Below are 20,724 nucleotides of genomic sequence, written 5' to 3'. Positions count from 1 at the left end.
AGAGAACTTTCTGTAGGAAAGGTTCGTGATTAGAATAGATAATTAACAACTAAAATATTTATGAATAATTTAGCTTTAATTGAAGCGTTTGGTGATTTTAAAGATGAAAAAAGTATCAGCAAGATAGACCTGATGGCAATTATTGAAGATGCTTTGAAAACCCTTTTGAGAAAAAGATACGATTCTGACGACCACTTTGATGTGATTGTGAATCCAGATAAAGGAGATTTTGAAATCTTCTTGAATATGACCATTGTGGAAGATGGAATGTCAGAAGATGATGACTTGGAAATTGAAATTTCTGAAGCTAAGAAAATAGACCCAACCTTTGAAGTGGGAGAGGAATATACTAAAGAAATTCCCGTAGCTCAGTTGGGAAGAAGAAGTATTCTAACTTTGAAACAAATCTTGGCAACGAAACTTCAGGAGCATAATAATGCGATGCTTTATGAGCAGTTCCGCGATAGAATAGGAGAAATTGTAGTGGGAGAAGTACATCATATTCGTCATAAGCACGTGATTTTGCTAGACGATGAAGGTAATGAGTTTATTTTGCCAAAAGAAAATCAAATCCCATCAGATTTCTTCAAGAAAGGAGAGAATGTGAGAGCAATAGTGGAAAGTGTAGATTTTAAAGGTTCTAAACCACAAATCATCGTTTCCAGAACCGCTCCAAAATTCTTGGAAAAACTATTAGAGCTTGAAATTCCTGAAATCCAAGATGGAACCATTATGCTTAGAAAAGTGGTGAGAATCCCAGGTGAAAAGGCAAAGATTGCTGTGGACGCATTAGATGATAGAATAGACCCTGTGGGGGCTTGCGTTGGGGTAAAAGGTTCTAGAATCCACGGCGTGGTTCGTGAGTTGAAAAACGAAAATATCGATGTGATTCAATGGTCTAAAAATCCAGAAGTTTTGGTAAAAAGAGCATTGGGAAATGTAACCATCAATAAGATAGATATCAACGAAGAGGAATCTTACGCATTGGTGTACACGCCAGTGGAGGAGATTTCTAAAATTATTGGTAAGCAAGGCCAAAATATCAAATTGGCATCTTGGCTCAGTGGTTATGAGATTGATGTATATAGAGAAACTTCTGAAGATGATGATGTGGAATTGGATGAGTTCTCTGATGATATCGAACAATGGATTTTGGACGAGTTCAAAAAAGTGGGGCTTACCACTGCCAAATCTGTGTTGGATAAAGACACCGTGAGTCTTCTTAATATGACCGACTTGGAGGAGGAAACCATCGAGGAGGTGAAAGCTATTCTGAAAGAAGAATTTGAAGACTAAGATTAAAATAATTTCAAAAAAATAAATCATAAAAAGCTATAAATAGCGAAAGATAAAATAATTATATGCCAAAAATTAGATTAAATAAAGCAGTCAAGGAACTTAATATTTCTGTTTCAAGAGCCGTAGAATTTCTACAAAGCAAAGGGATAGAAGTAGAGAGTAATCCGAATGCAATATTAGAAGAACAGGCATTTGCTGCGTTGGAGGCGGAGTTTCGCAAAGATGGAGAGCAACGCAAGGCTTCCCACGAAGTGGTGATTACTAAAGTGCCAGAAGAAAAATTGGCACTGGAAGAAGAGAAAAAGCCAGAAGTAATCAAGGCAAAAGCAACTCAAAAATTGGAGCCTAAAGTAGTAGGTAAAATAGACCTTGAGCCGAAAAAAGAAGAGGAAAAAGAAGCGGTGAAAGAGGAGCAAAAAACACCTGAAAAAGTAGAAGAGGCACCTAAAGAAGAGCCTGTTAAAACTTCTGAAACAGGACTGAATGTTTTAGGTAAAATAGACCTCTCTACCATAGATAACTCTACAAAACCAAAGAAAAAAGAAAAAACTCAACCTAAAAAAGAGGAGAAAAAACCTGTGGTAGAGTCAAAGCCAAAACAAGAGGTGGAACCGAAGAAGGAGGAACCGAAAGTAGAGGTGAAAAAGGAAGAGCCTAAAAAAGAGGAGCCTGTGATTCAAGAACCTCAGAAGATAGAAACCCAATATCAGAAGTTGGACGGCTTGAAAATCCTTGAAGAAAAAGTGGATTTGTCTCAGTTTCAGACCAAGCCAAAAGAAGGTGCGGGCAAGCAGAAGAAAAAAAGGAAAAGAATAGAAAAACCTGCTCAGGGGCAATCTAATGCTCAAAATACAAATCAGGGCAATCGTCCACAAGGGCAGCAAGGCAATCGCTCGCAAGGTGCTGGTGGTAACAACCAAGGAGGCAACAGAGGTGGCAGCCGTAGAGGTGGCAAGAAGAATGAGCGTGTAATGCCAGTGGAATTGACTGATGAGCAAGTAAAGAATCAAATCAAAGAAACTTTAGAAAAGCTTACCAATAAAGGGGGGAAATCTAAAGCGGCTAAATACAGAAAGGAAAAAAGAACTTTCCGTAGAGAGCAAGATGAACTTCAGCAGGAAAGAGAAGCTCAAGATAGAACGCTGAAGGTAACAGAATATATTACCGTAGGAGAATTGGCAGCCTTGATGGATGTAAGTGCCACTGAGGTGATTTCTACTTGTTTCTCACTTGGGGTAATGGTAACTATGAACCAGCGTTTAGAAGCGGATATCCTTCAATTAGTGGCAGATGAGTTTGGATATGATATTCAGTTCTCCGATGCAGATTTGGAAGAATCTTCAGATGAGGAAGAAGTGGATAGTCCAGAAGACTTGCTACCAAGAGCACCTATTGTTACAGTAATGGGGCATGTGGACCACGGTAAAACCTCTTTGTTGGATTATATCCGTAAGACCAATGTAATCGCAGGGGAATCTGGAGGTATCACGCAGCACATTGGGGCGTATAGCGTGAAGTTGGAAAATGACCATCGCATTACATTCTTGGATACTCCGGGTCACGAAGCCTTTACGGCGATGAGAGCCAGAGGAGCACAGGTAACGGATATCGCTATTATTGTGATAGCTGCCGATGATGATGTGATGCCACAGACCAAGGAAGCGATTTCACACGCTCAGGCAGCAGGCGTTCCTATGATTATTGCCATCAACAAAGTGGATAAACCTAACGCTAACCCAGATAGAATCCGCGAACAGCTTTCAGCAATGAATATCTTAGTGGAAGAATGGGGAGGTAATGTTCAGTCTCAGGAAATCTCTGCTAAGTTTGGTAACAATGTGGATTTGTTATTAGAAAAGGTGTTGCTTCAAGCGGAACTTTTGGAATTGAAAGCCAATCCAGATAAACGTGCTCAAGGGGTGGTGATAGAGGCCTCTTTAGATAAAGGGAGAGGGTATGTTTCTACGCTATTGGTACAGTCGGGAACTTTGAAAATAGGAGATTATCTTTTAGCAGGTAAAAATCACGGTAAGGTAAAAGCGATGCTAGATGAGCGTGGCAAGCCTATGAAAGAAGCAGGACCATCTAAGCCAGTAACGGTTTTAGGTCTTGATGGAGCACCTACTGCGGGGGATAAATTCCGTGTGTATGAAGATGAAAGAGAAGCTAAAACGATTGCCAATAAGCGTGAGCAATTGCAAAGAGAACAATCCATTAGAACTAAGAAGCACTTAACGCTTGATGAAATCGGACGAAGAATTGCATTGGGCGATTTCAAAGAGTTGAACATTATCTTGAAAGGAGATGTGGATGGTTCGGTAGAAGCGTTATCAGACCAGTTGCAAAGACTTTCCACAGAGGAAATTCAGGTGAATATTCTTCATAAAGGAGTGGGGCAGATTACGGAATCTGATATTCTATTAGCAACTGCATCTGATGCCATCGTTATCGGCTTTAATGTAAGAGCAGGAGCTAATGCGAAAGAATTGGCAGATAGGGAAGAGATAGAAATCCGAACTTATTCTGTAATTTACGCGGCGATAGATGAAGTGAAGGAAGCGATGGAAGGAATGCTTTCGCCAGAAATCAAAGAACAAGTCATTGGTAATGTGGAAATCCGTGAAGTTTTCAAGATTTCTAAGGTAGGAAGCATTGCAGGATGTATGGTGCTTTCTGGTAAGGTAACCCGAAATTCTAAGATTAGACTGCTTCGCGATGGTATTGTGAAGTTTGATGGAGAGCTAGAAAGCTTGAAGCGTTTCAAGGACGATGTGAAGGAAGTAACCAAAGGCTACGAGTGTGGTCTCAACCTGAAAGGTTACAACGATATAGAAGTAGGTGATATTTTGGAGGTTTATGAAGAGGTAGCCGTGAAGAAAAAGCTGAAATAGCACCTAAAATTATTTAGAATTATTATAAATTAAAGTCAATTTCCGAGAGGAAATTGACTTTTGTCATATTTTTCAATTTTCAATGCTTTTTGTTTGTGAATGAAAATATATTTGTTTTGTAGTTGTATTTTTATTTCATTTTTATCTATTTTTCATTATTCTATTTTGTTTTGGCATTTAATTAAACGATTGTTTGTTTTTTTTAGTGAAATGTTTTTTTGTGATAAACTTGTGTGTTTTAAGAAAAATTAACACATTTGTAACAGTGAAAATATTAAAATTTGTTAATATGAATGTGAATTTAAAAGTGTTAGGTGTTGGAGCGTTGTTCTTCCTTGGTGGAGCGGCGGTTACAGCACAAAAGAAAGACACAGTTATCAAAACGAAAGATATAGAAGAGGTAACTGTTGTTGTTGCTTATGGTAAGCAGACTAAGGAGTCTTTAACAGGGTCTGTTGCTCAGGTAAAATCAGATGTGTTGAAACAGGTAGCTTCTGCTAACGTGGTTCAAGGGTTAACGGGGAAAGTAGCTGGGGTTCAGATTACAACTAATAATGGTTTGCCAGGTACAGAGCCAACGGTTAGATTTAGAGGTATAGGTTCTATTAATGGTTCATCTGCCCCTCTTTATGTAGTGGATGGAGTGCCTTTTAATGGAGATATTGCTGCAATTAACAATGCGGATATAGAGAGTATGTCTTTCTTGAAAGATGCTTCTGCTGCAGCTTTATATGGTAATAGAGGAGCTAATGGGGTTATAATTATTACAACTAAAAAGGGAAGAAAAGGAAAAACCAGATATAATCTAGATGTTAAGTCTGGTATTGCAATGAGAGGTATTCCTGAATATGATATTATTACATCTCCAAAAGAGTATTATGAAGCATATCATAGAATGTTGAAAAATGGATATATTAACGCAGGAGAAGCTGTAGATGTAGCTCATACATCTGCTTCAAATGAGTTGGTTTCCTTGAATAATACTGGTTTGGGATATAATGTTACTAATGTTGCGGGCGATCAGATTATAGGTGCAGATGGTAAATTTAATCCTAATGCCTCTATTTTATATCAAGAAAGTTGGGCGGATAGATTGTTTAAAAAAGGTTTTTATACGAATACTTATTTTAGTGCAGCTGGAGGAACTGATAATACTTCATTCTTCTATTCATTAGGATATGAATCTAATGATACCTATATGATCAACTCTAAGTTTGAAAAAATAACAGCACGTACTAAAGTTGATTCTAAGATAGGTGAAAAGATAAAGGTGGGAGCGAATCTTGCTTATTCTAATATATTGCAGAATGCTCCAGATGGTTTTAATGGTAGTACATCTTATTCAAATCCTTTTCAGTGGTCTAGAAGTATAGCACCAATTTATCCCGTATATGCATATACGGCTTCTGGGGCACCTGTTTATTTGCCAAATGGAGAAAGAGCTTATGACGATGGAACGGGAATTTATAATGGAGGTATGGTGAGACCATATGGTTCGCTTCAGAATCCATTAGCTACAGCTATTCACGATGTTAAGAAAAATGTAACTAATCAAGTTTTTGCAGGTGGATATGCTACGTTAAACTTGTTTAGAGGGCTTGATTTTACTTATAATGTAACAGGAGAGTTTTCTAATTTGCGACAGCATAGTATGGATACTATGTTGTATGGAGATGCTGTGGGAGTTGGAGGTAGATTGTATAATTATAATACCAATATAGCTTCTCTTACTCAGCAACAGATATTGACATATGAGAGAAAATTTGGAGGTTTAGGTGTTCAAGCTATGGTGGGACATGAAACAATGAATAGAAATATTGATTATATCAGTGTTAATTTTCAACGAGGGATTTTGACAAGTAGTTTGGCTTCCAACCACTATCTTACACTTAATGGGGCTCAGGGTAGAATTTCTCCTTATGCAACAGAAGGCTTCTTTGGAAGATTGAACTTTGACTATGATGGGAAGTATTTTATTAATGCGAATGCGAGAAGAGATGGGTCTTCAAGATTCCACAAAGACAATAGATGGGGTAACTTCTTCGGGCTTGGAGCAGCTTGGGTTGTTTCTAAAGAAAATTTCTTGAAGAATTCAACGTGGTTGAATAATTTGAAGTTGAAGGCATCTTATGGAGAGCAAGGTAATGATAATTTGGGAATTACCTATGAATATTATTATTATAACTTCCCATATGTAGATCAGTTCGAAGTGGTTCAAACAACGAATGCTGCGGAAACTACTATTTCACTATCTCAGACTTATAAAGGGAATAAGAATATCACTTGGGAGAAAAATGCTAACTTGAATGCAGGTTTGGAGTTAGGACTATTTAATAATAGATTGACTTTGGATGCAGAATATTTTAGCAGAAAAAGTACTGATATGTTGTTTTTAAAACCATTGCCGTTGTCTCAAGGTTTTGAAAGTATGCCAGAGAACATTGGTGATATGGTGAATCGTGGTGTAGAGGTTACTGCTAATGTAGCGGTAGTTAGAACATCTGATTTTGAATTTAATATCAATGCGAATGCTACATATCTCAAAAATGAAATTTTGAGATTGTCAGAACCAGAAATTCTTAATGGAAGTTATGTTTTGAAGCCAGGTAATAGTATGTATACTTGGAGGTTGCGTGAGTTTGCAGGAGTAAATCCAACGAATGGAGCAGCTTTATTTACCGTGGTGAATGCTACTACTGGAGAAAAAACATTGACAGAAACTTATTCTGAAGCAACATTATTGGATACAGGAAAATCGGCTGTACCTAAGTACTATGGAGGCTTTGGTGCAGATGCTAAATATAAGAACTTCGATTTTGCAATAAGTTTTGCATATCAATTCGGAGGATGGGGACAAGATACAATGTGGCTTAATAGGTTTTCTGGAGATGCTGGAGCTAATTTTCATAAGGATTATGCTAATACTTGGACTAAATCTAACACTACTGCTTCTTTACCAGTATTGCTTCCAGGTAACTCAAAGCAGTATTACGGATCTTCTACTATGGCGTTGATTAAGAGTGATTATATCAGTCTCCAAAATGTGAGCTTTGGATATACTTTTGATAGAGATATGATGGGGAATCTTGGAATTGATAGCTTGAGAGTTTATGCTGTAGCGGATAATGTAGCAGTATGGTCTAAGAGAAAAGGATATGATCCTAGAATGTCTGTACGAGGTATTTCATCAAGTAGTTATTCACCGATTAGAACAATATCTTTAGGTTTTAATGTTGGCTTTTAGTGGAAAATAGTTAAAAAAAATAAATTAAGAAAATGAAAAAAATAATAATATCTGCATTGGCTTCTATAGCTTTATTAACGAGTTGTAGAGAGGAGGGATTATTGGATAAAACTCCAGGGAATACGGTGTCACAAGATCAGTTGGATGATATGATTGCATCGTTCCCTGAAAGAGCTTTTGTTGTGACCCAAGGGTTTGAAGCTGGGAATAATAAGTATCTGATCCAATCTAATACAAATGGCTTCTCTGCCCACGATGATTTTGGTTATATGTCTATTTTGCTAGCAACGGAGCATATGACAAATGATTTTGTAATGGCTAGAAATCATTGGTTTAGTACTTATTATATGTTTTTAGCACGAAATGTAGAAAACTCCCGTACTAGAATGGTGTGGAACTTTTATTACAAAGTAGTGTATAATATGAATAATATTCTCAAGTTTACAACTGGAGATTTAGATGATCAAACCCGTTGGCTAAAAGGGCGTTCGCTTGCAATGAGAGGGTTGGCTTATATGGATTTGGTAAGATTGTACGGTGTTGGAGATCAGGGGATACCATATTATTCTCAGACGATAAATGAGACAGGGAGAGTAGCTACATCTACTGTTCTTCAGTATGTAGAGAATGATTTGTTGGAGGCATATGATTTGCTAGAGGGTTATCAGAGAGGAGATAAACAATCTATCAATAGAAATGTAGTAGCAGGATTTTTGGCGAGACTATATATGACGAAAGGGGAATATGCGAAGGCAGCTAAGTACGCTAATATGGCAAGACAGGGATACACTCCGATGCCAGCAACTAGATTGATGGATGGTTTTGATGAGATTTCCAACCCTGAGTGGATGTGGGGTGCTGATATTGATGGAGCAACAACTACTATTTATGCTTCTTTCTTCTCGCACATTGGTAATAAAAATAAAGGTTATGCGGGACTTTTGGGAGTTTATAGAAATATAGATAGTAGACTTTATGATAAAATTGCTGATACAGATTTAAGAAAACAGTGGTTTTTAGGGCAAGCTACGGATGGATTGCCAAAGTATGCTAATGTTAAGTTTGTAGACGCTACATTCTTCTTAGGTGATTATGTGTTTATGAGAGCGGGAGAAATGTATTTTATTGAAGCTGAAGCGTTGGCGAGAAGTGGAAATGAGGCAGGAGCTAGAGCGGTATTGGCAGAGATAATGTCAGTAAGAGATACGGCGTATGTAGCATCGATAAATTCAGGAGAGGCTTTGTTAGAAGAGATTAATGTCAATAAGAGAATAGAGCTTTGGGGAGAGGGACAGAATTTTTACGATATGAAGAGATTGGGGCAAGATCTTGCTAGAGATTATACAGGGTCTAACCATTCTTCAATAGGAAAATTCAATATCTCAGCGAGTGATAAGAGGTTGATATTCCAGATTCCACAGGCTGAGTTGGATGCTAACTCTAATGTTTCTAATCCTTAAAACTATTTGAATTGGAAAAATGAATCTGCCCTACATTAGGGCAGATTTTTTTTGTGTGAAAGTTCATTGAGGTTCTTATCTAAAAAGGTTTTGTAAATGATGATAATTAGTTAAAATTTTATTTTTTAACACTTTATTCTTAAAATATTAGGTTATTGTTATGTATTTAATATTGTGAAAGTCCTTTAAAAATATTTTTTTATCAAAAAAGTTAAACAAATGTTTGTTTATGTTAATATTATTTAACACCTTTGCATCGATTTTATAAAATATGACTATATGAATGTTAATTTAAAGGTGTTAGGTGTTGGTGCTTTATTTTTCCTTGGGGGAGGAGTAGTGCTGGCACAAAAGAAAGACACAGCAACCAAAACTAAAGACATCGAAGAGGTGGTGGTAGTGGGTTTTGGTCAGAAAAAAGTAATTTCTGAATTAACGGGTTCCGTTGGTAAAGTAGGAAAAGAAATTGCAGACGTATCTATGGGATCTGTGGATAAAGCCCTATCTGGAAGGGTGGCAGGTGTGCAAACGGGGATGTCCACAGGGCAGCCTGGGGGTGCAGCGTCCATCCGTATCAGAGGTATGGCTTCTGTAAATGGTAGAAATAATCCTATTATCATCATTGATGGGGTAAGAGTCGCTCAAGGGGATCTTACAAATAATTCAACAACGGCGAATATCTTAGCGAATCTTAACGAAGCGGATATTGAGAGCCTCACTGTTCTTAAAGATGCTGTATCTACAGCGGTATATGGAGCGGATGCTGGAGCAGGGGTTGTCATTATAACAACCAAATCTGGAAAAAAGGGGAAAGCACAGTTTAATATTAATGCAGAAACAGGGGTTTCTTTTAGAGCAGTTGAAGGTTATAGAGGACTTAATGCTAATCAGCATAGGCAGTTGCTATCTCAGAGTTTGGCTAATCGTTATAATGTTTCTACTACTGTGGCGGCTCAAAATGCAGCAGCAGGCACTTATGGTGCTACCCTAAGAAGCATCTTTAATAGTACGAATGATACAGACTGGAGAAATGAAACAGAAAACACGGGAGGGGCATCACTGCAAAAAGTGAATGCATCAGTTTCTGGTGGAAATGATAGATTAACCTATTTTGCGTCTCTTGGTTATTTTGATCAAGAAGGAATTGTGAAGAGTTCGTCTTTCCAGAGAACTTCTTTTGCTACAAAGGTGAACTATAAGGCGACGGATAAATTAACAATATCTACGGATATTCAAGGTTCTTATGGTAAGATTAGAACATTGTCTGATGGAGGTACTTTTGCAAACCCTATTATGGGGCAATACTTCCTAAGACCGACAGATCCTGTGAGAAATGCTGATGGATCTTATTACCTAGGAGGTAGTGGCGGAAGAATGTCTAATGGTTTGTTTAATGTTGCAGCACTTCAGAGTTTAAATTATAAGCAAGGTAATACAGCAAGAATTTTTGGTAACTTGCAAGCAGAGTATAAAATCTTGAAAAACTTGACTTATAGATTCGTATTCGCACCAGAATATATCACGATAGAAGAAGATGAATATAGATCCCCATTGCATGGAGATGGTTATGCTCTAGGAGGATCAATGTATGGCTACTCTACAAGATATTTCAACTTCAATGTTCAGAATATTTTGAGCTATAACTGGAAACTTGGTGATCGTAACAATTTTAATGCGAGTGTGATACAAGAAGCATATAGAGATGACTCAAGATTTATTGGAGGGAACTCTAATGTGGTAGGTTCTACCAATCTTAAAACGCTAGATAGCTTTATTATACCGAGAACGGTAAGAGGGAGAAAGGTTGTAAACTCAAGAGGTGGATATGCGGTAACTTTCCACTATGATTATGATAAATTATTCTTGTTGGATTTATCAGGAAGACAAGATAGAGTATCTAACTTCTGGACGGATAATAAGACAGGATACTTCTGGTCTGCAGGGATAGGTGTAGATTTAGCAAGATTAGAAGCTATTAAAAATATCGATGCGATTTCTCAAATGAAGTTCTCCGCATCTTATGGTGCAGTAGGAAATATGCCATCTAATGATGTAATACCATACTCTACATATAGATATTCATTAAACTATGGTGATAAAGCGGGAGCTTATCCTGTAGGAGTGGATAACTCAGATTTGAGATGGGAAACCGTTAATCCGTTGAATATTGGATTAGATTTGGCGTTTTTTAATAACAGATTGACATTCGGAGCAGCGTATTATCATAAGAAAACTTCGGATATGATCTTTGATACGCCATTGTCTCCTGCCCAAGCAGGGTACACTTTGATTGGTGGAGCGGCTTACGCAAGAAAATATGTGAATGTAGGATCTATGGTAAACTCTGGGTTTGAATTTACAATCGGTGGAGACATCGTTAAAAATGAGAACTTTAAATGGAGTTTAGGTGCTAACTTGAGTACACTTAAAAATGAAGTTACAGAGTTGCCAGAAGGAAAAGATGTGGTAACAGGAACTCGAATTTTAAGAGAAGGAGAAGTGGCTAATGCATTCTATATGAGAAAATGGGCAGGTGTAAATGCTGCAGATGGAAAACCACTTTGGTATATCAATGGAAAAGATGGTGCTACCACATCTAACTACAATGAAGCACAATTGGCGGTACAAGGAAGTCCTTACGCTACTTTGTTTGGAGGGGTAGATACGCAGATAGAGTATAAGAACTTTGCTATTGATGCTCAATTGAGCTATGGTTTTGGAAACAAAATCTATGGTGGACTTATGAACTATATGTTTAGTGATGGACAGTATGTGGCAACATACCCTGGTTTTGCAGATCAGTTAGATTATTGGACGGCTGAGAATCCTAACGCGTTGAACCCTGCACCAATCTATGGTACGGGTAACTCTAATGCCAATGCAGCTTCGTCTAGATACTTATACAAAGGAGATTATTTAAGATTGAGAACATTGAAAGTGTCTTATACCTTTAATAGAAATCTTTTAAATGGTACGGGGCTGTCTAGTGCTCAGATCTACTTGGTAGGAAATAACATCTGGACACACGTATTTGACGAAAACTTGAAGTTTGACCCAGATTTCCAAGTAGGAGGAACCAGCTCTATGGCATTGCCACCTCTTAAAACTTATAGTTTAGGAGTTAATCTAACTTTTTAAAAAAAACATAAATTTATAAAACAATGAAAAAAGTAATATATAGTTTATCAATTGCTGTTGCAGCTTCTTCTTTCGTGCTTACCTCGTGTAGCAGAGAGTTTACTGAAACTCAGTTTTTTCAAGAAGAAATTGCTACACCTGTTACAACAGTAGAGCAGTTAGAGTCTTTTGTGAGAGGTTCGTATGCTAAAATGCGTTCTACCAATTATTTGGGTTCTTTGTATAGAGGTTACGCTCAGATTCATACAGATGAAACATATTGTACACAATATAGTGGGCGTAATGTACAATGGGCTACTTATACCTTTACATCATTAAGTGGAGATCCAGAAAATACTTGGTATTCTATCTACCAAACTGTGGGGAATGCTAATATCGTTATCAACTCCTCGGACAATCTTACATTAGCGGGGCAAAGTGGTACAGCGGCGATAGCTAATAGAATTAAGGATTTAAAAGGACAAGCTTATGCTGTAAGAGCTTTGGCATTCTTTGATCTTCTTAGATTATACGGACAAGAGTATTCAGGAGGGACTGTAGGGGTTGTGTTACCTACAATATATAATCCTAATGCTAAAATGGGAAGAGCAACTGTTGCAGAAACAAGAGCTCAAATTGAATCTGATTTTGCAAATGCTCTAGCTAATATTGGTACTTCAGCTTCTACTGGAAGTACGAGCATCAATGTTAATGCAGTGAAGGCATTAATGTCAAGATACTATCTTTATACGGGAGATTATACCAAAGCAGCAGCTTATGCAGAAGAGGTGATTTCAAGTGGAACTTATTCCGTAGTGCCATCAGGAGATTTTGCAACATCTTTTACTAAAGCTGGAGGGGTTAATAGTATCTTTGAATTGGCATTAGGGCTTAATGGAGCTTTAGGAACCACTTCTTATGATTATCTGATGAACCCTAGAGGGTATGCTAATATTGCGGTGCTTCCTTCTTTGGTATCATCTTATGCAGATGCAGATGTTAGGAAGAATGTTATTGTACAAGATGATGAGTATTATTTAGCAGGGAAGTTCTCAGACTTAACGGGAGCTACCAATATTAAGTTAATAAGATATGAAGAAGTGCTTCTAAATGCAGCAGAGGCGTATTTATCTACTAATCCTACAAAATCTTTAGAGTATTATAACCAAATAGTAACCAATAGAGGGCTTTCTGCAGTATCGGTGGTAACGCTTGATATGATTAAAGAAGAGAGAAAGAAAGAATTGGCAGGTGAAGGATTTAGATATTGGGATCTTTTGAGATGGGGAGAAACTATTCCTTACTATACTAGTGCAGGAGTAAGAGATTCTTCTAAAGATAAGAAGATAGGAGATAAATTATTAACATTTCCTATTCCTCAATCTGAAACTAATGTATCAGGTTCTTTAGTGGTATCTAACCCTGGATATGATAACTAATTATGTTAGAATAATTTTTAGGAAAGATAATTTCCTTACATTTGTACCTCATAATCTTTTTATGAGGTACATTTTTTTTATATTAATGACGGTAGCGTGGTGCAAGGCACAATCTACCAGATTGATGGGGAATCAGTCGGATACTATTGTGATAGATAATGGTAATCAAGACTCGGCTAAAATCTTTAAACCTACCATTGCAGATTATAAATACCGTACACAATGGGGAACAGCGAAAGTGTTTGATACCACCTTCGCCGTAAACCATTCCTATCAATATACCCAATACAATAATCGGGATAACTTTGGGAAAATACAGTTTGCTAATATAGGAGCAGGATTTCAAGATTTGGTTTACTCTCCCAATGCAGAACAAGCACTCTCATTGTTGCCTACCAATAAATCTCACTTTATTCTTGGCATCAATGATGTGAAATATTACGATGTGAAAACTCCTACCACATCATTCATCTACCATTCGGCAATGAGAAATGGAGCGGCGTTGCAGTCCACTTACACGCAAAACATTGGCAAAAATTTCAATTTTGCGTTAGAATATATGGGGCTACGGTCTCAGGGATTTTATACCAATAGTCTTTCTGCTAACAATAATGTGGTGCTTTCTGCTCATTTCAAAACGCCCAATCAGAAGTACGAAGCCTATGCCCATTTTATTCATCAGAATGTCAATAGCCAAGAAAATGGTGGTATCCAAGATCTTGATGTCTTTCTAAGTGGCGATTCCAGATTTAGCAATAGACAAAATATTCCCGTTAATCTCACGGGGTCAGACTCCCGATTTTCTTACAGAAGATATTATTATAGCCATAGTTTTGCACCGTTTGATGTGGCAAAATATCCTTTCAAAGTAAAGCACACCCTCTTTCATCAGGGAAATAAATATTACTTTAATTTAGGTAGTAATGATTTGGCATTCTTTGAAGCGGTGGACGCAACAAGGGCACTATCTTCGCGGAAATACTATGATAATCTGAGCAATACTGTAAGCTTGGTATGGGATAATGAAAAATTTAAATTGGATGCAGGGCTGAGGCATCAAAACATAGTTTTAGGAGCCGAAAACGGAATCTTAGGAACTGGATACTTAGCAGGATATAAAACAACGGAAAACCGATTGGGAGCTGTAGGGAGCATAGAGGTGAATCTATGGAATCGCTTTGCCCTTCATTCCTTTTTAGAATATTCTAATGGCAATGCTTTTGGAAATTTTCTCTCTTCAAAAAATCAAGTGAAATTTGAGCCGATAAAAGATTATTTTATTGATGCAAAACTTAATTTCCAAAGTGCTGCACCCAGTTTTAATTATCTGATGAATGCTTCACCTATTCTCAATTACAATCATCATTTTACCAATTTTAAAAATGAAAATATTGTAGAACTAGGCGGAAGTTTAGGTGTGAAGTGGTTCAATGCCCAGTTGCAGGCACAATATTTCAGAATAGACAATTTTGCGTACTTTGATGCTCAGGGGCAACCACAGCAGAGTGCTACTTCCTTTAATGTTTCGCAGATTGGTAGTAAGGCTCATTTTAATTATAGAAAATGGCATTTGGATACTCAGCTATTGTTTCAGGCTAATTTGACGCATAAGGAATTGCTTCCAATGCCTAATTTTATCGGGCGGGCTAATGTGTATTGGCAAAGCAAAGCTTTTAAAAATGCTGCTGAGATTATGACGGGGCTCAAAGGCTATTTCTTTACTCAGTTTGATTCCCGAATGTTTTCTCCTGCCATTAATGAATTTCTGCTGCCAGGAACTTCTGGCTATGCTATTGGTGGACAACCGATTTTAGATGTGTATTTCAATCTAAGGGTAAAAACAATGCAAATCTATGTAGAAGCTCAGAATTTTACCACCACCTTGATGCAGAATAAATCCTACACGGTGCCTTACTATCCGCTTTATGATTTTAGGCTAAATATCGGCATTGTTTGGAGATTATTCCATTAATGAAATACCATTTATGATGCAGATGATTAGTGAATTTCATATCGAAAATTTTAGTTTTGAATCTTATATATTGCTCTTTTCTCCCCTTTGGGGGAAAGGGGGCTTGTAAACCTTAAACCTTAAACCTTGAACCTTAAATCTTGAACACCTCCATTTCTTTTCAGAATATAGATTCTATTCCGCAGATGATAAAGGACTTTCTAAATCAGACTTTAGAAGGAATGGAACTTTATACCTTTAATCTTAAAAATATTGAAAATCATATAGTTGCTAAACAAAAAACTTTTGCTTTGGAGCAAAGGCAGGTGCTATGTCAAGTATTAGAGCGACAGATGAAGGGCGTCAATGTCTCGGAACTGCAAAATGAAAACCTCATAAAGCTAGCGAAAGAAAATACTTTTACCATTACCACAGGGCATCAGCTCAACCTTTTTACAGGGCCTGTATTTTTCATTTATAAAATTTTGCAAACCATAAAAACCGCCGTGTTTCTGAAGGAAAAATTTCCACAATACCATTTCGTTCCAATATTTTGGATGGCAACCGAGGACCACGATTTTGAGGAAATCCACCACTTCAAAACCCCCAATCGCTATTATGAGATGCGAGGGCAAGCGGGAGGTGCTGTGGGGAGAATCCCAGTGGAAGAACAGGCTTTTATTGCTCAGTTTGAGGAAGCGTTTCAAGATACCATCTACGGGACAGAGCTTCTCCGTTGGATGAAAGATGCCTATCAGAAAGGGAAAACCTTGGCAGAAGCCACAAGGCTACTGGTGAATTATCTGTTTTCAGAATATGGACTGCTGATTTTAGATGGCGATGATAGAGATTTGAAACAAAGAATGATTCCTATTTTTAAGGAAGAATTACTTCATCAGTCTCTTTTTAAAACTACCCAACCTCAGATAGAAATCTTGCAAAACCGCTATGGAAAAGTGCAGGTAAACCCTCGGGATATCAATCTGTTTTATCTTTCTGAAACCCGAAATAGGATAGAGTACGATGCTGGAAGGTACAAAACAGTAGAAGCCTCTTTCCAATGGACAGAGGAAGCGTTGGTGCAAGAGTTAGAGGCTTACCCAGAGCGTTTTAGTCCCAATGCATTGATGCGTCCAGTGTATCAAGAATGGGTGTTGCCCAACTTGGCATATATCGGGGGCAATGCAGAGATTATGTATTGGATAGAGCTGAAAGATTATTTTAAGTATTTAAACCTGGCGTTTCCTATCCTCATTCCGAGAAATTCAATGTTATTTTTGAATGAAAAAACATTTAGGAAAATGGAAAAATTGGGTCTTAGTGTAGAGGATTTTTTTAGAAATTTCGCCAAGGTGATAGAAGAACGGCTATTGAGCAATAGCGACATCTCCCCATTGCTTGCTGATAAAGAGCAGGAGTTGAAACAGATTTTTACAGAGATACAAACCGCTTCGGAGCAAACGGATGTTACTTTTAGAAATTTAGTAAAAGCCGAAGAAGTTCGACAGCTGAAAGCTTTTCAGCGAATGAAAAAACGCTTGCTAAGAGCCGAAAAAAGAAAGCATCAGGAAGAAATAGAGCGAATAGAACATTTATTCAATGAAATATATCCCAATAAAAACTGGCAAGAGCGAGTGTATAATTTCAGTACATTTTATGCGGACTACGGCAAAAGCTGGCTTCAAAGTTGCTATAATGCTATTGATGTTGAAAAATCGGAGCTGAATATCCAAAAGCTTTGATATTATTTTTTTGCCTATTACAAAAAACTTTTTATCTTTGCCCCATTCTTATGACACACAACATCCACACATTACAGCAAAAAAATGCAAAAAACTACCTCAATAATTTGGTAGTTTCGGATAATTGTGTAAACACACACACACACACACACACACACACAGACTCACCGTCGCTACACCTTAGTATAGACGCGTGCCTGTGCGTATTTTACAAAAATAATTTTGAAATAAAAAATAAGTCCAAAAAATATTTTTTGGGCTATTCTACTATCCTAATGTGGTTTTCTCTGAAAACTGCATTGGGCTTTTTTTGTTTCCTTTTTGCTTCAGCCTTCTGTTTCCTAAAAGGAAACAATATGATAAAAGGGTTAGAGGTGTTAGGACTTCTATTTTTTACGGAATATAAACGGGGAAATATTTCTCTTTTCAAAATTAATCAATCCCACACTAATAGACATTTCGAGAAGGAAAAATCTGATTTTTCGTTCGTGTTTAAAATGTTTAATAAAAGTTGTGTGCAGAGATGTCTATGTGGGATTGATTTTACAAAAATAAAGAAAAAGATTAACAAACAACAACATAATAACTTAATTATTAATTTTTTAAAACAAAAAAGAGATGAAAAAAGAATTTATTTTAGCGGGACTGCTGGCAGTAGGATTTGCCAGTGCCCAAACGACAGACCCTTATGCAGGAAGGGTAGGGATTAATACAGAAACACCAAGTGCAACACTGAATGTTAAATCTAAAACAGGGACAACATCTGCTACTAAAAATTTTGAATTAGAAAATGCTAGTGGTACCAAGATGTTAACTGTGTTGGATAATGGATATGTGGGAGTAAATACTACTGAACCAGCAGAGAGATTTCATATTAGAAATACAAGTATGAGAATAGAAGGAACTTCTAGTATTGGAGGTTTTTTAACGCTTGCTAATACATCTAAACCATTAGCTACAGAGGGAAGTATGCCTATGTGGAGAATTTATAATATGTCAGGTACTTATGGTAACACACTACAATTTTGGGGGTATCCTAATTTAACAGGCAGTAGTGCAGGTGCTATGCAGTCGGTTTTGGTATTGAGTGATACAGGAAAAATTGGTATGTCCGTTTCTGCTCCTACTGAAAAATTGGATGTAAATGGGAACGCAAGATTGAGAACACTACCTAATGTGGCAGGATCGGATACTGATAAAGTAGTAGTGGCAGATGCAGGTGGAGTATTAAAAACAGTAGAGCGTTCAAATTTTGCGAGTGCTACACAGGGAGGAGCAACTTTAGATGCTATTACAGGGGTAATTAGAACTGTTAATGCTATTACAATAGCATCATGGGCAGAAAAAGTAGATGGAAAGCCAATTTTTGCTCAAGTACAGACTTCTTCAGAGGCTATTCAATTACCTGCACCGAATGATTATAAATACAGAATTATTTCTGTGAACAATCAAGCAGGAACAAGTCTTAATTATGCAGGGACAAACTCACCAGCTAATTCTTCAACACTTACAGCAGGAAAAGGACATTTATTGATGTCTGATGGGAATCGTTGGTTTATTATAGGAGGAAGTTATTAATTTTAAATTTATAAAAAGATGAAGAAACAATTTATTTTAGCGGGGCTACTGGCAGTAGGATTTGCCAGTGCCCAAACGGACAAGGCTCATTTAGGCAAAGTAGGGATTAATATAATGACGCCGCAGGCGACCATAGACATCCGTCCCAATGACGACAATAGCCAAGAAACAGCGACGACCAACGAGGGGATTCTCATCCCTAAACTATCCAAAACCAGAGTAGCGAACATAGAAGACACTTTGCTTGTAGAGGGAACATTGGTCTATGTAACGGATGATGCTTCTAGCACCATTGCTTCCTATGCAGGCAACAATGCTAAAGTAACCAAGATTACAGAGAAAGGTTACTATTACTATGATGGTACAGAATGGGTGAAAGCAAAGAATACCCCTCAAGACCAAGAGTGGGTATACGATTTGGCTACTAACAGAATTACCCTAAAGAGAAGTGGAGGAGATTTATTTGGAAATCAAATATTTTATAATCGTAAAGGAGGATTTATTAATCAAAACATGATAAGTTATGATTACTTAAATGCATCTGCAAATTTGACTCCGTCAGGATATCCTACGGGAACTTTAGTAACAGAGACATTAGATATTGATGCCACGCCTTACAATGCTCATTATAAGAAAATTGATGCATCTACTTATACGCCGACTATATTAGGAGCTCCTCGTCATATTTTAAATAGAGGAATTTTATATGCTACAGACACTTCGGTAGATAATACTTCTTTTTTAATAGGTGATGATATTCAAGTAGCAACATCTCCTTCAAATACAAAGAATTATATGTTTCAGATGGCAACATATTCTGTAGCAAGACATGATGGTCAAGGAGATTCCAAATATATGGTAGGAACTTATTCAGATGCAAGATTAAGTTCGGGAAAATCTACAGGATATGTTGTTGGAGGTAGATTTACGGCGGCGTATAATTCTAATCAGAGTTCTAATCAACAAATAGGAGTGGTTTCTAATAACCAACTTCTTGTTAATGCAACAGGGGAGATTTCTCATTTATCAAACTTTGCGGGTACTAATAATTTCTTAAGTCAAAATTCATTATCGATTGTTGCTCTAAGAGGTGTAGAAGTATCAAATAAAATGAAAAATATGAAAGGAACATTGAGTATTACTGATTCAAGAGGTTTTTTTATGAAGGGTTAAATGTTTCGGGAACGGTTCATTCTGTACAAAATAATTATGGTCTTTACATAGGTAATATAGCGGGAGGGACAGAATTCAATCGAGCTATCCACACAGAAGCAGGAAAAATTCGTTTTGGAGATTTAGCGGATGCTACAGCTACTACAGATAGAGTGGTAACAGTAGATGCAGATGGTGTGTTAAAAGTAGGGACGTCTACTACTGCTTCAACATTCTTTAAATGGGTAGAAGATGCTACAAATGCATCAGTGAAATTGGCAGTAAATTCAGCAGGAACAGACCGTACAACAGCACCTGTATCTATCACAGACACAGGTATGGTAAAAGCAACTTCGTTTCAAGGTACCAACGGTGCAACCATTTTCCCAGATTACGTATTCCAAAAGTATTATACAGGTAACTCTTCTATCAAGGCAGATTATACTTTCAAAACTCTAAGCCAAGTAGAAGATTTCGTAAAAGCTAACGGACATTTGCCTGGTTATAAATCCGCAGAAGCTATCAAGGCTCAAGGTTATGTAGATTTAATGGAAACTCAATTAACCAATGTAGAGAAAATTGAGGAGCTTTACTTGCACACAATTGAGCTTAAAAAAGAAAACGAGGAGTTGAAATCTAAAAACAAAGAATTAGAATCTCGTTTAGAGAAATTAGAAAAACTTTTGAAATAAAAGGAGAAGCCGTCTCACAGCTATTGTGAAAGACGGCTTTTTTGCTTACTTGATAAAAATATCTCGTATTAGAGCATGATGTATCATTTTACATAGTATAAAAGTATAAAGTACAAAGTATAAAGAATCATAGTACATTTTACATTTTACATCGTACAT

11 protein-coding genes are annotated in these 20,724 nt (G+C 37.1%); all 11 read left to right on the top strand.

Translation table 11 applies throughout. The features are described 5' to 3' along the window. Positions 1 to 60: 60 nt before the first annotated feature. The 11 genes from nusA to ACFFUE_RS03775 all read left to right on the top strand — a co-directional run bounded on the left by nusA (position 61) and on the right by ACFFUE_RS03775 (position 20,565). Entirely contained in the window at positions 61 to 1,296 is a 1,236-nt protein-coding gene (nusA, locus tag ACFFUE_RS03825; protein WP_327983867.1) for a transcription termination factor NusA, read from the top strand. A gap of 65 nt (positions 1,297 to 1,361) precedes the next feature. Then, positions 1,362 to 4,190, top strand: a complete 2,829-nt coding sequence (gene infB / locus ACFFUE_RS03820; protein WP_376832885.1) for a translation initiation factor IF-2 — start codon at positions 1,362 to 1,364, stop codon at positions 4,188 to 4,190. Positions 4,191 to 4,479: 289 nt separating this feature from the next. Next, positions 4,480 to 7,434, top strand: coding sequence for a SusC/RagA family TonB-linked outer membrane protein (locus tag ACFFUE_RS03815; protein WP_376832884.1), 2,955 nt, complete (start codon positions 4,480 to 4,482; stop codon positions 7,432 to 7,434). 32 nt (positions 7,435 to 7,466) lie between these two features. Beyond that, entirely contained in the window at positions 7,467 to 8,894 is a 1,428-nt protein-coding gene (locus tag ACFFUE_RS03810; RefSeq protein ID WP_376832883.1) for a RagB/SusD family nutrient uptake outer membrane protein, read from the top strand. Between the two features lie 279 nt (positions 8,895 to 9,173). Then, the gene (locus ACFFUE_RS03805; protein ID WP_376832882.1) at positions 9,174 to 12,032 is read left to right on the top strand and encodes a SusC/RagA family TonB-linked outer membrane protein; all 2,859 of its coding nucleotides are present in this window, start codon (positions 9,174 to 9,176) and stop codon (positions 12,030 to 12,032) included. 23 nt (positions 12,033 to 12,055) lie between these two features. Next, positions 12,056 to 13,450, top strand: coding sequence for a RagB/SusD family nutrient uptake outer membrane protein (locus tag ACFFUE_RS03800; RefSeq protein WP_376832881.1), 1,395 nt, complete (start codon positions 12,056 to 12,058; stop codon positions 13,448 to 13,450). Positions 13,451 to 13,511: 61 nt separating this feature from the next. Next, positions 13,512 to 15,422 carry a putative porin gene (locus ACFFUE_RS03795; protein WP_376832880.1) on the top strand — a complete coding sequence of 637 codons (1,911 nt, stop codon included), beginning with the start codon at positions 13,512 to 13,514 and terminating at the stop codon, positions 15,420 to 15,422. Between the two features lie 140 nt (positions 15,423 to 15,562). Then, entirely contained in the window at positions 15,563 to 17,143 is a 1,581-nt protein-coding gene (gene bshC / locus ACFFUE_RS03790) for a bacillithiol biosynthesis cysteine-adding enzyme BshC (protein WP_376832879.1), read from the top strand. Between the two features lie 618 nt (positions 17,144 to 17,761). Continuing rightward, on the top strand, positions 17,762 to 18,721 hold the full coding sequence (locus tag ACFFUE_RS03785; protein WP_376832878.1) for a hypothetical protein: 960 nt from the start codon (positions 17,762 to 17,764) through the stop codon (positions 18,719 to 18,721). An 18-nt stretch (positions 18,722 to 18,739) separates the two neighbouring features. Further along, the gene (locus ACFFUE_RS03780; RefSeq protein ID WP_376832877.1) at positions 18,740 to 19,894 is read left to right on the top strand and encodes a phage tail-like protein; all 1,155 of its coding nucleotides are present in this window, start codon (positions 18,740 to 18,742) and stop codon (positions 19,892 to 19,894) included. A 152-nt stretch (positions 19,895 to 20,046) separates the two neighbouring features. Continuing rightward, entirely contained in the window at positions 20,047 to 20,565 is a 519-nt protein-coding gene (locus ACFFUE_RS03775; RefSeq protein WP_376832876.1) for a hypothetical protein, read from the top strand. The last annotated feature ends 159 nt before the right edge of the window (positions 20,566 to 20,724 follow it).

Source organism: Bergeyella porcorum (assembly GCF_042427575.1).
Classification (GTDB): Bacteria; Bacteroidota; Bacteroidia; order Flavobacteriales; family Weeksellaceae; genus Bergeyella; species Bergeyella porcorum.
Note: the sequence above shows the minus strand (reverse complement) of the source record. Positions and strands in the feature narration are given on the sequence as shown.

Coding starts and splice junctions, on each gene's coding strand:
- ACFFUE_RS03780 (WP_376832877.1), top strand. CDS start 18,740: ATGAAGAAACAATTTATTTTAGCGGGGCTACTGGCAGTAGGATTTGCC.
- ACFFUE_RS03795 (WP_376832880.1), top strand. CDS start 13,512: ATGAGGTACATTTTTTTTATATTAATGACGGTAGCGTGGTGCAAGGCA.
- nusA (WP_327983867.1), top strand. CDS start 61: ATGAATAATTTAGCTTTAATTGAAGCGTTTGGTGATTTTAAAGATGAA.
- ACFFUE_RS03805 (WP_376832882.1), top strand. CDS start 9,174: ATGAATGTTAATTTAAAGGTGTTAGGTGTTGGTGCTTTATTTTTCCTT.
- ACFFUE_RS03810 (WP_376832883.1), top strand. CDS start 7,467: ATGAAAAAAATAATAATATCTGCATTGGCTTCTATAGCTTTATTAACG.
- ACFFUE_RS03785 (WP_376832878.1), top strand. CDS start 17,762: ATGAAAAAAGAATTTATTTTAGCGGGACTGCTGGCAGTAGGATTTGCC.
- ACFFUE_RS03815 (WP_376832884.1), top strand. CDS start 4,480: ATGAATGTGAATTTAAAAGTGTTAGGTGTTGGAGCGTTGTTCTTCCTT.
- ACFFUE_RS03800 (WP_376832881.1), top strand. CDS start 12,056: ATGAAAAAAGTAATATATAGTTTATCAATTGCTGTTGCAGCTTCTTCT.
- infB (WP_376832885.1), top strand. CDS start 1,362: ATGCCAAAAATTAGATTAAATAAAGCAGTCAAGGAACTTAATATTTCT.